Here is a 14,041-nt window from a genome sequence, read left to right on the forward strand (position 1 = left end):
TTGCCGGTTGGAAAACCAAGATGCAGCAGTTCAAAATCCGGCACGGGCGCGGAGCATCGGAGAGCAAACTAGGAGTTAGATCTCGGACCGGCGCTCTCTGAGGAGATGGATAGGCCATTGTCTCTACACCGTGATATTTAACAATATGGCATTCCGTTCCATAATACATAATATGCCATCCGCGCCGCTCAGAATCAGTGAAAGTAAGTATTAAATAGTAATAAATATAATATTAATTTTCCCTTTGAGTGATATGAGATTATAGAATCAAATATATCTCAATTGCTGAGCCGACCATATTGGAAATTGGATTTATTAGATCTATGTCAACGACATGCAGCGATTCTCATATCTTCCTTTTTAACTAAAGGTAGTTGTCTCTACACCGAAGAGACAATTACATGGCAATATCATTTTAAAATCATAGTTGAATGTCGATCATGAGAATCGCTCGGGTGGTTGCACGAGCAAAGTATGTAGCTAGCCCTCATATTGCCCCTTTTGTCACAGATCATACTATACATGACCTTACGCTTACGCGGTCCATTTGAAGGAATTCCGACTGAAGAAGAGCTAATGTTACCGGTTATTTGACCCTTGGCTGCGGTATCATTACCATAGAGACCGCACAACAATATGTTCGATCCTTCCGCGGATCTGGGGACCCTCGGCTGGATTGAAATTGAGCTGGTATCCAATTAGTTTAAAGTCAATCAACTCTCCTTGCTGTTTAAGGGAAATGATTTTACGGATATCGATATTGGACGCGCCTGAAAGGACTTTCAAAAATGAGTAGTTTGCACCGCCAACACGAGCATCAGGCTCTTGAGGCTCTTTGGAAAGAAATGGGCCGTCTCAAGGGCGATCGACAGGCCGTGCGCGAAAACCTTGCGGCCGGTGTGCCGGTATATTATCGCGAGAAGGATACACCGCAAGGCTTGCAGATTAAGGAATACCCTGACGGACGCAAGGAGTTGGTTCGGTTCTCTCGCGCCGGTGATACAGTTATCCGGACACTATGAGCATTCAACGTCCACAGCTGTGGATGTCGCCGGGCCAAACGGTGCGGGAAAGTCGACGCTTGTCAGAAAATACGGCGTCGCCGCGCGCATTCCGGTGGTCAATCCTGACGACATCAAGGTAGCTCGAGACATCAGTGCCCAAGATGCCGGACGCCTTGCATTGATGGAACGAGTAAGCTTGCTGCAAAGCTGCGTTTCCTTTGCGGTCGAAACCACTCTGACTGGCCAGAGCGAATTGCTTCTTTTGAAAAAGGCAAAAGCCACAGGCTACAAGCTCAATCTGGTATACGTCGGAATTGACGATGCAGATCAATCGAATAGCCGTGTATTAACCCGCGTAGCTCGCGGTGGTCATGACGTTCCTGAATTAGACATTTACCGTAGATATAACCGAAGTTTGCAAAATTTGCCGAAAGCAATGGCACTATGTGACCGTGTCCGCATTCTGGACAATGCTGGCGCTGATTACAGATATGTGCTTAGCCTTGACAATCACAAAGTCAGATTTGTCAGCAAACAGCCGCCGCAATGGTTAAAGGTGGCTGTCTCGCCCGCCCTGCTCAAGCGGAACGAGCAGGATTTAAGTCGGTAGTGCTTCTAACGAACGAAGTTTGCTACACGGCTCGGAGGGAACTTTAGGGCTCATTGACTAGATCAGTCCTTCCGCTAACTCTTGCCGAACACGGAATTAGGTTTCAGATATAGTCGATGAATTGTCCGCGCTCGACGAAACCGAAAAAACGGAAACCGTCGGCTGTCTCCTCGCCCGGTACATGGATTTTCTTCAGTGCAGATTGGACAAGTTCACGCTGTTGGGATGAGGCAACGTGGATGTCAACATGGATGATGTCTTCATAACTGCCGTTTCGGAAGTGATAGAACCATTCGCCATCGGGGCCGTAGCGGTGGCCATTCTTCACAAATGTACTCCACATCGGGCAAGGATCCAGTGCATCCATTGCCAAGCGGACCTCGTCCCACTTGGTATTGCTCATGACGGGGTTGTCCATATCGCTACCGTTCACAGCCGACTGTTCTTAATGCGCCACCATATCGAAGAACCGCTGGGTTCTACAAGGTGGAATGTTGTCAAGCCACCAGTGGGGACTAAAGCGGTCAGCTAGGTTGCGGTTATCGCCAATGAGATTGCTGGCGTCAGCCGACAATATTCCAATCTCAAAAGCAGCCATTTGTGTAACGATCCAGGCGATTTGACAGCACAACAGAAATCGCTGGCGGCGATTGACCTAAAGTTCGTTCCTAAAGAAAATGCCTTACCGCAATCGTATTCCGCAGTTATTTTTAATCAACAGAACCAACAGACGTTCAGACGGGAGTGTAGTAATATCTGATGGACGATTTATTCGGCAGCTATTCGCCATGCATTCACTGCATTGGAGATTTCGTTAGATTTCCTAATGCGCCACACCTGTAGGTTGTGGGCAACCGCGAGCTGGCAAGCAATGTTTTCTTGAAACTTGGCCTGATATCTCAGGCTACGGATTGCAAATCGGTATTGTTCCCATGGCCAATCTACATTGCCTGAAGGAAGCTCTGGACGAGTCCGTCCGAAGTTCCGTAACGGTCTGATCGCCAAACGCCAAGCTCGCACCCAACTGGGTGGGTCCAGCCAGATAAGACTATCCGCATATGGTATTGCGTAAGGCAATAAACTCGGTCCACCCTCTAATATCCATGCATCGCTATGCAAAGCCTGAAGCAATTTGGACTCTATTTGGGATTTTGGACGTTGTTCCCAGTTTTTGGTGAGTTTAATGTTGTCAAAGGAGATTATTGGCACGTTGGGTCGAATTGCCGCCAATTTCGCCGCGAGGTAGCTCTTCCCTGCGCCATTTGGACCAGTAACGATCAATTTCTGCAATGTCATGATCCCCACCATGAAGAGAACAAATAATGGCGTCCGCTGACGAATACGTGCAGAGTACATGATTTCGAAAATCCTGTAATTGCCTCTAACGCAAACGAAACTGAGTTGCGCGTGGTCGGCTTTTTGCGTTCACTGTTCTTTTTGGAGATCGACATTGCAGTCGAGCAGTATGAGATTACGCTGTCGCGTCTGTCTTCGAATACTCGGACTAAATCATCAAGGATGAGCCGCCAATGGATGGCCATGCCACGGTGGCAAGATAATGTCTTTGGTCACCATCACGTTGAACTGATAGCCGGGCCGGATTTCAATTGTCGGCTGGATGTTCATGTTACGCTGCGCCATTTGCATTCCGATCTGACCCAATTGCTGCCCGAGGGAACCGGCAATGATTTGGGAAGCACTGATGTTGTCCCCGTGGCGAGCCTGCGGTTGCGATAGCTGAATTCCAGCCGAGAATGCTGACAGTAACAATCCACTGCTGAATATCCGCATGTAGTGATTGTTCACTTTGTCGTTGAAACCCGCGTAGCCGCCCATATCCGTGCCCGGCATATTGCCAAGTGATAAGGATGAGCTATCGGGGTAAATAATGCGCTGCCAGACCACGAGCGCTCGTTGCTGACCAAGCGTTAGAGAACTGTCGTAGGTTCCAATGAGCTTTGCGCCTGCGGGAATCAGCAAGTTACCACCAGTGGCTGAATCATAAACATCCTGCCGGACCTGTGCGATGATCGTTCCCGGCAGATCAGAATTGATCCCGCTGATCATCACACCGGGAATAACAGTACCGGCTTTGACTTCAAGGGATGGTGCAATGGCATTGGTTCTTTGGCGTCGAAGATACACGTCGGCCTCAGGTGTATCGGCCAAAAAGGCCCGCTTTTCTGCCTGACGATTTTCTGAGACCATATTGCTGCTTTCACCCACCGAGCCGTAGCGCACGGGGTCATTCCCAGCAAGATCATCAATTCTCGGATCAGGATACAGAGGATCGAGCGCTGCGTGACCGTGCCGACCTCCCTGCCCCTCAAGCAAGTTTCCGCTACTGGAATGCCAATCATTGTTCATCTGTCCCTTGCTGTCGGCTTCCAGTGCCTCGGCATATTTTGCAAGCCTGCGATCCTCGACCTGCTGTATGAACATCAGTCGTCTCTGCAGCGTCGGATCAGGATCGACCGCCGTTGACGTCTGTCCCGGCTGTACGTTCTCAGAGGGTTTGTTCGGATCTTTGACCGGCGCAGCGTGTTCAGCCGGCTCGTTTGTTGGCTTATCCATATCGGCGTCAGGTTTCACAGGAGGCTGAGAACTGTTTATATGGCCCGTTCGACCCATAGCCTCTGATCTGGCTATCGCCGGTTTAGCGCGTTGATAATAGGTGTACGACACCCCGCTAGCAGCCAAAGCGGTTAGGGCTCCGACAATAAGAAGAGGGCGACGATTGAGGCGCCGAACTCCCCTTCCCTTCTTAGGTACAGACAGAAAATCGGGCGAATTTGGGGTTCTGGCCAAAACCACTTCGGGATCTCTTTGTTTGGAACTCATGGAAGCAGCTTCCTGACTGTGAATGAAGACACGGGAACAAGCCCTTCAGTTGGTGTTCGAATATAAAATCTGGCTGCCTCATGCCCGTTATACTGAAACCGCAACAGGATGCCTTCCTCCAGTCGACTGACCAGAAAACGTAAGGCAACTCCAGGAATTTTGTCTTGCCTGGCGAGATTGGCTGTGACGACGCCGTATCCCGTGTTTCTCAATGCTGCCGTCATGGCGCTTGTTACTTGATCCTCATCTATCCCAACGGCTCTTGAGGTGATGATGATCGTTGTTCTTGCAGGCGGCAGCTCATCAGAGAGGTAACTAACAGCATCTGCTGCAAGCTGGGTCGCTTCGGCTGCAGGTAAATTCACTGACACATAAGAGACACTCGGTCGTGCGACTGTCTGGCATCCCGAAATTGGTGCCAGCGCCGCGAGCAATAGCAAATTACGGAACTTGATCATGTCAGCGGCCACCATGTGAAATCATAACGCGCGTCTGCATGCGGCCAACGCCCGAAATCAATGCCGCACGATCAAGAACGGTATCGACGACATAGCGGTCGCCAATAACCCGATAATTGATAATTTGCTGACTTGGTTTGCGGAACAATCCACCATCATTACCAAGCTGGACCAGTGTAGGCGCATCTCCGCCAAAATCGCTTGATGCGAACTGAATATATGTCTTCTTGCCATCCGAATAGACCCGTAAGGGTTTCCAGCGCGGACGGTCTCCGCTTATGCGAAAATTGAAGTCCAGATTGTAAATGCTCGGGCCGCTCGGCAAAGTGTTCGCCATGTAATCCTTCTTCTGTCTCGCCTGATAAGCTGCGAGTTCCCCATTCACATCATCAGGGTAATCAAACGAAAGTACGGGAATCCAAGACTTCTGCGTGCTTGCAAGCTTGACCGTATAGGTTCGACGATCCGTCATAATCAGAAGATCAGTAATAATTCCCGCATCACTCGGCTTGACCGTGACCATGGTGGTCTGGGTGCTTCCCTCCCCCGATGACAGGAAATGTATATTCCAGCGCACTGTGTCGCCTGCAGAAAAGTCTTTCAGGATCTCACCTGGCTGCAGCTTGATCGCGCAGACGTGTAGCGGCGTGCAAACCATTGTGGGGAGCGTTGCTCCGTAAAGATAAACGACACTGCCATCATTTCCGCGATGGGGTTTGTCAGGATGGTTTTTCCATTCATCGGCAAGTGAAACACCGTGGCTCTCCTTGGCGTCGAGGTGGAGACGCTTACTGGAGATCATCGGAACCTCTGGTAATGTCGTGACATTCGGATGTGTTTCCAGGGGTGGCACACTCTGGGCCATAGCCGGCTGCATCGCCAAAACGGACAAAGCCGCTGCGCAGAAAAATGACTTCATGAAATACCCTTAAAAATGTTTAGAAATTAAATGCGTTGTGTCCAGGCGAACCGCTCAACGTAAATGCCCAGTGGATTGACCATAATTGTTTCGGGATCCACAGGCGGGATCACCTCCACCGTGAAAGTCCCTTCCCAATTCTTGGTTTCAATCACTTTTCCAGAACGCTGTTTGTTGATTTCTGTCCACTCCACCCGCCATGCTGTATCAGTTACTGGCACAACCGCGTTGACCTTCACTTCGACTGTTTCGTAGGCAGCACGCCGATACGGGTCGTCATCGCGATGATAGGCCGAGATCTGGTGAAAAGCGGGACTATCGGCGAGCGTCATTGCATATGTCGTATTCATGATTGCCTCCTGGGCATTTGAATCGACGTAAATGGTTCGGGCGCCGATAATCCATGTCCTCAATGCGGCCTTCATCTCCTTCTCATTGGGTGCGCGTGGTTGTTCCGCCTGAACAGTTCGCACAACTTCACCAAATGAATTTGTTTCGATGATATATGGAACCACCTTTTGCTGCGAAGACAGATAGAAGAAACCGCCGGCAGAAAGGAGCGCAGTGCACAGGGACAGAAGTGCCACCACGCGCCAGTTATGCGCATGCTTCACATAGCTGCCGTAACGTTCATTCCATTCATTGCGCGCGTTTAGATAAGGATTGAGCTCGTCCTCTCTTTTTCTCTCGGAATGCGTCATTGGAAAATCCATTCAAAGTCAAAAAATAGTATGAAATTATAAATGGCGTTGTTGGGTTGAACGCCGAATATACCGTCACGAGTTCACATCAGCGACGACGATTGAAGGATCGGCTGGTGAAATGCAGGAAATTCAAGGCACTGCGTCCAAGCCGATGATCGATCTGCTGGCGAATAGGGCTGAATTGCTCATCCAGTCTCTTAAGCCGCTCGCCATATCCCGCCCATCTCAGAAACGCGCCGGTAGCGACCATCAGGCCAACCACTGCTATTGTTCCGATGATGAAAATCACAAACAAATTGGGTGAGTTCATCCAGTTGTCACTCATCATTTTGCTCCCCTCTTTTGGAACTGGTCTTTGACGGACCGGAGGTGTCATTCGCGTTTCGCCGAACTTCATGGAATGTTTTCACGTCTGTCTTCGGCTGAACGTTTTCAGGTTGAGTAAAAGCCTTGGGCTGAGCAACGCTGATCGTATTTTCAGGAGCCACCGGATTGACCGCCATCCTGCAGTCCTCGTCAGCCTTTGCGCTCGGGATTGGCTGTGGTCCTGCCGGCCCCAGGGAAAGGCTTGCAGCACTAGCCATGCCGGGCACTGAGATAGATGCCATCAGTCCAGTACCTTTGATAACGGCATTAACGACGTCTCGCATTCCGCCGGCTGATTTCTTCTGGTCATCCTGACTGCCTCTTGAAACCGAAGTCGGATGACTGCCATTCGACAAACCACGTTCTTCATCGCGACGCTTCTGCTGTGCTTTGAAGTCTGCCACTTCAGAAGCAAAACCTGCGCTCGATTGGCTTGATGGAGGAGCAATTGGAACGTCCGAGGAGCCCATGGATGCTACATCGCTGACGCCTGTCTCGTTCACTGCCGTCATGCTTGCATCAATGCTGCCTGCGAGTGAACTAGCTCCTCCGGCTTTGCTTGCAGCAGCACCACTCATTCCAGCCGATACTCCGGTTGTCACTGCCGCAGCCGCAACGACCGAGGCCATTTCACCGATATGATGACCGCTACTCATCGATGTACCATTGATGACACTCTGAATGAGATCAGGGATTGTCTTGCACAAATAAGCGCAGACCAAACCTAGGCCGACCATAGTCCACATCGAAGCATTGTCTTGCGTGTAAGCAGCCGCCCATTCCTTTGCTGATTGAACAATTAGGCCTACCAGCAATGTAAGGACAAATAACTTGGCACCAACCGCGACGCCGTATCTCACAATCGAAATCGAATATTCGCGGGTCCATTGTGAGCCGCCAAATCCCATAAACAACACCGATGCGTTTATGACGACATAGGATTCAATTACGGCGAGGCACATAAAGCCAGCAATAAAGGTAAAGCTCATCAAAACAATGATTGCAGACAATGCAATCGCCACAGCTGCGAAGGGGTTAAGTGTTGTAACATTACCAATGGTATTGGCGAGATTAATTGCGGTGTAAAAAATGTCGCCGGGTTCAAGTATTGTGTTTTGCCCAGTAGCCGCAGCAGCAGCTTGCCGAAAGCTGTCGACTAACGCTGTTGCCCAGTCTCTTGAATAAAGCAATAGGGCGAGAAAAAATCCTGTTGTCATTGCATACTTGAAGAGTTCACCGACGATTTCTCCGAAATCGGCCTGTTTAAAGATGACCGGAACAAATGTCCAAACCAACTGTATGGTTGCCAATCCCCAGAACACTGCAAGTGCATAGTGCCGCAAGCGCCCATCCCATTGAGATGCTGTTTGCTGTATCAGGGACATAAGGTCCGTGAGCTGCCCGCTTCCTCCCAATGACGTCTGTGCTGCCGCAGGAATTGCAGATGAAACGAAAAGCAAAAATGTAAATGATCTTCTATTCAAAGGCCAAAGCATGATTATTATCCAAATGAATATCAGAAACCTACATGCCGCCCCCTCTCGCTAACTTTTCCTGAGAAGAATTTCCTATCAAATTCATCAGATTGAGACATCTTATCATTTACTTTGATCAAAACGGTGATGGTGATGATTGAAGTAAATAACAGGGCGACTATGATTGATAATTTAATCTTAAAACTCATAATAGTACCTCAGAATCCTTTATGTCTGCCGCGCTCACTTACAGTTCCCGACATGAACTTCTGCATGAATGCGTCGTCCTGAGATTGCCGTTCCTGTTGCTGAGCCAGATAATTGCTCTGCATGGTGATCTGTGTTGCCACAAGATCGCGCAATTTCTGGATTTGCTGCACATTCTGCGCTGCAATCTGGTTACCAGCCTGAATAACCTGCATGCGGCCTGCTGCACTTTGGGACTGCGTTATCAGGCCCGATAAGGCGTTGTCTTCAGCCTTAAACGAGCTGGTGTTCGCATCAGTTGCTTCCATTGCTGTTCGGGCATTATCCAACCCTTCCTGAGACCACCTTTTATAGAGGTCAGGAACTGACGGTTGGGTTGGATCGACAGTTTTCAGGTATTCGTCGTAGCCAGGAAACTGTTGGCGAAACTGTTGATCCAGGTTCGACACATTGCGGCCGATTGATTGCGTGTTTTTGTATACGTTCGAAACGTTCTGCAGATCATTGGTCACGCTCTTGAACATGTTGTCAGGCAACGCCATGCCCTGTTTCAGCATATCCTGATACTGGTGCACCTGCGTTTCCAGCTGCCTTGCGGTGTTCAACGAGGTTTCGAGTTCTTTGGCGTATTGATGGAGCTGCTGAAACCGGGTCGCACAATTCGAGCAATAGAACGCTTGAGCGGAATGCATTTGAGAAAAGCCGATCAAAACCAGTGCGGCGCTCAGGGACAGTAGTTTGGTAAGCTTCATTCGTTCCTCCTCTAAACGGCGTTCAAATATTGAGCAAAGTCGATATGTCGACGTTCAAGCCAGTGGAACGGCCAGTCTTTTCCGTGTTTGTTGATCATATCGCTGACGGCTGCGACTTCTTCTTTGTCTGAGATTGCAACAAACGCGAGCGCTATCGGTCCGAGACCAAGCTCGAACATGCGTCTTCCAAGAGGGGATTTGTAATAATAGTCCTTCTTGTATTGCGCGTTTTTGAGAAGGCTGATCTCCTTGGTGTTTAAACCAAAGATCGAATAGAAATCAGCGGGACCCGGACTTTCCGGCGTTCCGCGGAGATCTGCCTCCTTGTTGGGTAAGAAGACTTTGGTTGGGCACTGCTCCTGCAAGACATCAAGAAGACCCGAATGGACGGCGTCCGACAAACTCTGCGTCGCCATGATGACTAGGCAGTTTTTCTTACGAAGCTCTTTGAGCCACTGTCGGATTTTCTCACGAAAGACAGGATGACCGAGCATAACCCATGCTTCATCAAGGGAAAGCATTGCAGGTTGTCCCTTCAGCGACTTCTCGAAGCGTCTGAATAGATAAAGAAGCACTGGCAGGGCGTTCTTCAATCCCAGCTTCATCAGCTCGTCAATTTCATAAACGGTGTAGTTATTGAGAGCGAGGCCTTCCTCGCTTCCATCAAGCAGATGACCCATAGCGCCGCTGATTGTGTAGTGTTTCAGTGCATCGCGGATTTCGGCATCCTGAACCGTCGACAAGAAATGTGTCAGGGATCTTTGGTTTCGCGGTGCCTGGCTTAACAGCACAATTGCCTGGTGGATTTGGGAACGTTGATGGGGCGTTGGAGAACAATTTGCCTGCAGTTCAAAGCAGGTAGCGATCCATTCTTCTGCCCATAGCACCTCAGCATCCGTCTCAATGTCAATCAGTGGCGTTAAAGCGGGCGTAACGTCGTCGTCACCGCCAAGGTCATAATGCGCGCCGCCTATCGCGTGGCATAAAGTCAGAAGCGAGCGTCCCTTGTCGAATGCCGTGATTGTCGCCGACGCGGCTATTCCCTCTTGCTTGATACGGCCGCGATAACGACGAAACTGCGCATGAACTAAAGCGAGCAGGGTCGACTTACCCGCTCCGGTTGGCCCAAATATGAGTGTATGTCCCACATCACCAACGTGAAGATTGAGCTGAAACGGTGTCGCACCGTTTGTGACCGTATGCATCAATGGCGGTGAGCCCGCGGGATAAAGATTATTTGGATTTTCTGGAAGTCCTGGCCAGACACTTGAAAGTGGCAGCAGGTCTGCGAGATTTAGTGTGTGCAACAAAGGGCGTCTTATATTGGGGTAAGTCATGCCCGGTAAGGTGCCGAGCCAAGCTTCAAGCGTATTTACCGTCTCGATCCGACCAAAAAAGCCTCGTCGCTCAACTTCCTTTTTTACAAAGCGTGACATCTCTTCAAGAAACTTGCGGTTCTCATGGGCAAGCACGACAACAGTTGTGTAGTAGCCATATTTGACGAACCCAGATTTGGCGTCATTGATCGCCTGCTCTGCGTCAATGGTCATGTTGAGAGCATCGGTATTGACCATGCCCTTCCTGGTTCTAAAGACCTGCGACACAAATCCATGGATTTTCTGCTGCCACTTTAGCCGATAGCGATTGAGCGCAAATTCGGCCTCGTGCTGATCCATGTAGATGAAACGCGTCGACCATCGATAAGACAACGGCAATCCATCAAGAATATCGAGGACACCGGGATAAGACTGCCCGGGGAAGCCATCAATCGTTACACAGGATATGAACCTGGTCCCGAGCTTTGGTGTGTCGCCTGGCCAGAGTTCCTGATAGCCAAGCCAGCTGTCGAGATACATAGGACAACTGGGAACCTGGAGTTTGGTACAAGAAGCGTTCAGCACACTGTGCAAATGATTGACCAGCTCATCACTGAGATACGCACTCTCCCCCTCACCTATAGTGATTGAACCCAACCGCTTGAGATGCAATTGGCTTCCAAGCCCATCCTGCAGATCATGCAATCGCCGTTTAAATTCTAAAAGAATACGATCTGCAGTGTTTGTTTCATTGAACTGGTCATCATCATACAAAAGATCGCCCAGCTTGGATTCAGCAAGTCTTGGCGGTAGATATAGCAGGATCAGGGCATAGGCCGTCTCATAATGTTTATCAGTCGCTTCAAATTTGCTTCGGCGTTCTGCATCAATCAAGGCGCTGATCGGATCCGGAAAAAAGGAGCGATCCGCTGCCGTGTAGTCAGGCGATGCTCGACGGCTTGCGTCGACCCAAAGAGCCCAACCTGCGCCAAAGCGGGACAGATATTGGTTGACCATTGCGGTCAGGTGGTTTCGATCATTGTTTGTGGAGGATGCAGTATCATCACCATGATAGGCAAAGCCTGCAATCAACGAGCCGTCTTTGCCGAGCACAATGCCATCATCGATAAGGGCGGCATAATTGAGCAGATCAGGAAGACCCGCAGCTTCTGATCGAAATTCCGCTAGTGCAAGCATGAAATCTCCCTATCACTTGATGCGTTTTGTCTTCGCCTCACGAAACGGCCGTGAAAAAGGCGCGTAATAATGAGCGTAAGAAATCTGTCGTCGATAGATTTTTGACATCTGCGGATCTGCATTCGCCATCCGCCGCAAGCCGTAAACGCAGACCATCCAGATAACGATCCCTAAGCCTGTGGCGATGTAGTTCATGGCAGAAAGAATAAGGCCACCAGCTACAAGCATCGAAAACAGCATCAACTCACGCTCGCCGCCCATGATGATCTGCGGTCGATGTAGTGCCCGATGGATTACGGTTTGGCGTAACGCCTCAGGATGAGCCATCAAAACCTCCCATGATCCGTTGTCGGTCCAACCGACACGAGATCAGCAGCAGTGATAGCCGCTCCGTGCGGAATAACTGCACCGGAAAATAAAGCGCCTGTCAGCATCGTGTTGGCAAAAACGATAATGCAGACGACGAGAACGACATAGATCATCCGCTTGGCAAATTCACCAATCTCACCGCCCCAGATCAGCGTTGCTCCAGTCGCAATAATGCCTAGTAGCGCTATGATGAAAGCAACAGGGCCACTGATCGATCTTTTCAACTTGTCCAACGGGCCTTCCCATGGAAGCCCAGCACCGCCGCCGCCTGATGCGTCTGCCGCATGAGCGGAATGGATGGCAACGAAAACAAACAAGATCAGAAGAACAGCGATCCAAAAATATGGTTTGTTCAGAACAGCAGTTACGCGCGTTCTGGCTTCCGCCAACACGATCGTCGTCGTCATAGAAAATTCCTTGATTAAATAAGCGGGGTAGTCCGGTACTTGCCGCCCTTGTGCCCATTGACGCGAATAATGTTGCTGACGCATCTGTCTGATGCTGTCTTTTCAATAAAAACAATCAGATCAACGGCCTCGGCGATCAGCGCATGCATTGGCGCATCCGTGGCTTCAGCCACCAGCTGCTCAAGACGGATCAAACCCGCTTCTGCCGAATTTGCGTGAATGGTGGCCACTCCGCCGGGATGGCCTGTGTTCCAGGCTTTCAGGAGAGCAAGAGCTGCACCATCGCGCACCTCACCCACAAGTATCCGATCAGGGCGCAGGCGCATTGTGGCTTTGAGCAGCCGTATCATGTCCACGTGGTCAACCGCGCGCAACTGCACTTTGTTTTTTGCAGCACATTGAAGTTCACCAGTATCTTCAATGATGACAAGCCGATGATCCGGCGTGACTTCAGCCATATGGTTGATAATGGCATTAGTCAGCGTCGTCTTACCGCTCTGTGTGCCACCGACCACAAGAATATTCTCGCGATCTGCGACGGACTGTTTGATGGCATCGCAGTAACGCTGTGAGATGATTGAGGCCTGAACATAGTCATCGAGCGTGAAAATCTTTACCGCCCTCTTGCGGATTGTAAACACTGGAGCACTGACAACAGGTGGAACGAGCGCCTCAAAACGAGAGCCATCCAATGGCAGTTCACATTCGAGGATTGGATCTTGCTTTGTAATCGTTGTATTTAGAAAGGAAGCAACGGTGCCAATCGCAGAGATTGCAGCGGCTCCAAGAATCTTTCCTCCCTGCTCCATCCCTTTCCCAACTCGGTCAACCCAAAGGGAACCGTCTTCATTCAATATGATTTCGATAACTTCAGGATCATCCAGCCAAGAACAAACAGTCGTTCCAAGCTCTCGGCGGAGCTTTTCCTGATTTCGGCGGGTGGTTTCATCGGTTACACTTAAAATGCGCGTGCTTTGCGTCTCTGTTTTAGTCGTTTGCATATATTGTCTCTATTATCAAAAATAAAATTAACCGGCATTTGACGATGCAATATCAATATTAGTTAGAGCCTAAAGGTGTTTTTTAATAAAGGATACTCTCAATTAAGCGCGTACTATCGATTGCTCATAGACAATTGTTAGTTAAATCAGCACCGGTATTTGTATACGTATTCGGCTCGAATGAAGATCACTGCGTAGCGGGGCATTCCCCAACTCTGATTGCTTTTGATCCGTCTCGGCTCGTAGATGTGCTGCCTTATACTTCTGCGTACCAGATGGTCATTTCGGAGACGAGTGCCCTCGACGGACTGGGCGCAGAATTGATCCAATTTCGGTGTGGCCTATTCGGCATCCGAAGTGAGCTGCCAGTTGACTACTTTGGACAACGGGCGACTTTCTGCTTACCAACAAGCGG

15 protein-coding genes are annotated in these 14,041 nt (G+C 49.8%); 2 read left to right on the top strand and 13 right to left on the bottom strand.

The annotated features are described in order from the left end of the window. The first annotated feature begins 788 nt into the window (after positions 1–788). Both QSJ70_RS17500 and QSJ70_RS17505 read left to right on the top strand, forming a co-directional pair. Positions 789–1,022, top strand: a complete 234-nt coding sequence (locus QSJ70_RS17500) for a hypothetical protein (RefSeq protein ID WP_285538232.1) — start codon at positions 789–791, stop codon at positions 1,020–1,022. 19 nt (positions 1,023–1,041) lie between these two features. After that, positions 1,042–1,614 (top strand): ATPase, encoded by a 573-nt coding sequence (locus QSJ70_RS17505; RefSeq protein ID WP_285538233.1) that lies wholly within the window; start codon positions 1,042–1,044, stop codon positions 1,612–1,614. 103 nt (positions 1,615–1,717) lie between these two features. Here QSJ70_RS17505 and QSJ70_RS17510 read toward each other — a convergent pair whose 3' ends face one another. From QSJ70_RS17510 to trbB, 13 genes are all read right to left on the bottom strand, one after another. Beyond that, positions 1,718–2,017 (bottom strand): DUF6678 family protein, encoded by a 300-nt coding sequence (locus QSJ70_RS17510; RefSeq protein WP_285538235.1) that lies wholly within the window; start codon positions 2,015–2,017, stop codon positions 1,718–1,720. Positions 2,018–2,382: 365 nt separating this feature from the next. Continuing rightward, the gene (locus QSJ70_RS17515) at positions 2,383–2,970 is read right to left on the bottom strand and encodes a P-loop NTPase family protein (protein ID WP_285538237.1); all 588 of its coding nucleotides are present in this window, start codon (positions 2,968–2,970) and stop codon (positions 2,383–2,385) included. Between the two features lie 156 nt (positions 2,971–3,126). Then, positions 3,127–4,188: a TraB/TrbI/VirB10 family type IV secretion system protein gene (locus QSJ70_RS17520; RefSeq protein WP_285538239.1), complete on the bottom strand. Its 1,062-nt coding sequence runs from the start codon at positions 4,186–4,188 to the stop codon at positions 3,127–3,129. Between the two features lie 263 nt (positions 4,189–4,451). Next, the gene (locus QSJ70_RS17525; RefSeq protein WP_285538241.1) at positions 4,452–4,913 is read right to left on the bottom strand and encodes a conjugal transfer lipoprotein TrbH; all 462 of its coding nucleotides are present in this window, start codon (positions 4,911–4,913) and stop codon (positions 4,452–4,454) included. Between the two features lies 1 nt (position 4,914). Beyond that, on the bottom strand, positions 4,915–5,832 hold the full coding sequence (trbG, locus tag QSJ70_RS17530) for a P-type conjugative transfer protein TrbG (RefSeq protein ID WP_285538243.1): 918 nt from the start codon (positions 5,830–5,832) through the stop codon (positions 4,915–4,917). Between the two features lie 26 nt (positions 5,833–5,858). Next, a complete protein-coding gene (locus QSJ70_RS17535) occupies positions 5,859–6,533 on the bottom strand; it encodes a VirB8/TrbF family protein (RefSeq protein ID WP_285538245.1) in 675 nt (224 codons plus the stop codon). An 88-nt stretch (positions 6,534–6,621) separates the two neighbouring features. Further along, a complete protein-coding gene (locus tag QSJ70_RS17540; RefSeq protein WP_285538246.1) occupies positions 6,622–6,864 on the bottom strand; it encodes a hypothetical protein in 243 nt (80 codons plus the stop codon). Further along, the gene (trbL, locus tag QSJ70_RS17545) at positions 6,854–8,398 is read right to left on the bottom strand and encodes a P-type conjugative transfer protein TrbL (protein WP_285538247.1); all 1,545 of its coding nucleotides are present in this window, start codon (positions 8,396–8,398) and stop codon (positions 6,854–6,856) included. The genes QSJ70_RS17540 and trbL overlap by 11 nt, the downstream gene beginning before the upstream one ends. Positions 8,399–8,595: 197 nt before the next feature. Next, the gene (gene trbJ, locus QSJ70_RS17550) at positions 8,596–9,336 is read right to left on the bottom strand and encodes a P-type conjugative transfer protein TrbJ (RefSeq protein ID WP_285538249.1); all 741 of its coding nucleotides are present in this window, start codon (positions 9,334–9,336) and stop codon (positions 8,596–8,598) included. An 11-nt stretch (positions 9,337–9,347) separates the two neighbouring features. Continuing rightward, on the bottom strand, positions 9,348–11,849 hold the full coding sequence (locus tag QSJ70_RS17555; protein WP_285538251.1) for a VirB4 family type IV secretion/conjugal transfer ATPase: 2,502 nt from the start codon (positions 11,847–11,849) through the stop codon (positions 9,348–9,350). A gap of 12 nt (positions 11,850–11,861) precedes the next feature. Further along, positions 11,862–12,176 (bottom strand): conjugal transfer protein TrbD, encoded by a 315-nt coding sequence (locus QSJ70_RS17560; protein ID WP_285538253.1) that lies wholly within the window; start codon positions 12,174–12,176, stop codon positions 11,862–11,864. After that, complete coding sequence (locus QSJ70_RS17565) at positions 12,176–12,625, bottom strand: TrbC/VirB2 family type IV secretion system protein (protein WP_285538254.1); 450 nt, start codon at positions 12,623–12,625, stop codon at positions 12,176–12,178. Before QSJ70_RS17565 ends, QSJ70_RS17560 begins: the two co-directional genes overlap by 1 nt. A 14-nt stretch (positions 12,626–12,639) precedes the next feature. Next, a complete protein-coding gene (gene trbB / locus QSJ70_RS17570; RefSeq protein ID WP_285538256.1) occupies positions 12,640–13,626 on the bottom strand; it encodes a P-type conjugative transfer ATPase TrbB in 987 nt (328 codons plus the stop codon). Positions 13,627–14,041: the final 415 nt, after the last annotated feature.

This window comes from Brucella sp. NBRC 12950, from assembly GCF_030268145.1.
GTDB lineage: Bacteria > Pseudomonadota > Alphaproteobacteria > Rhizobiales > Rhizobiaceae > Brucella.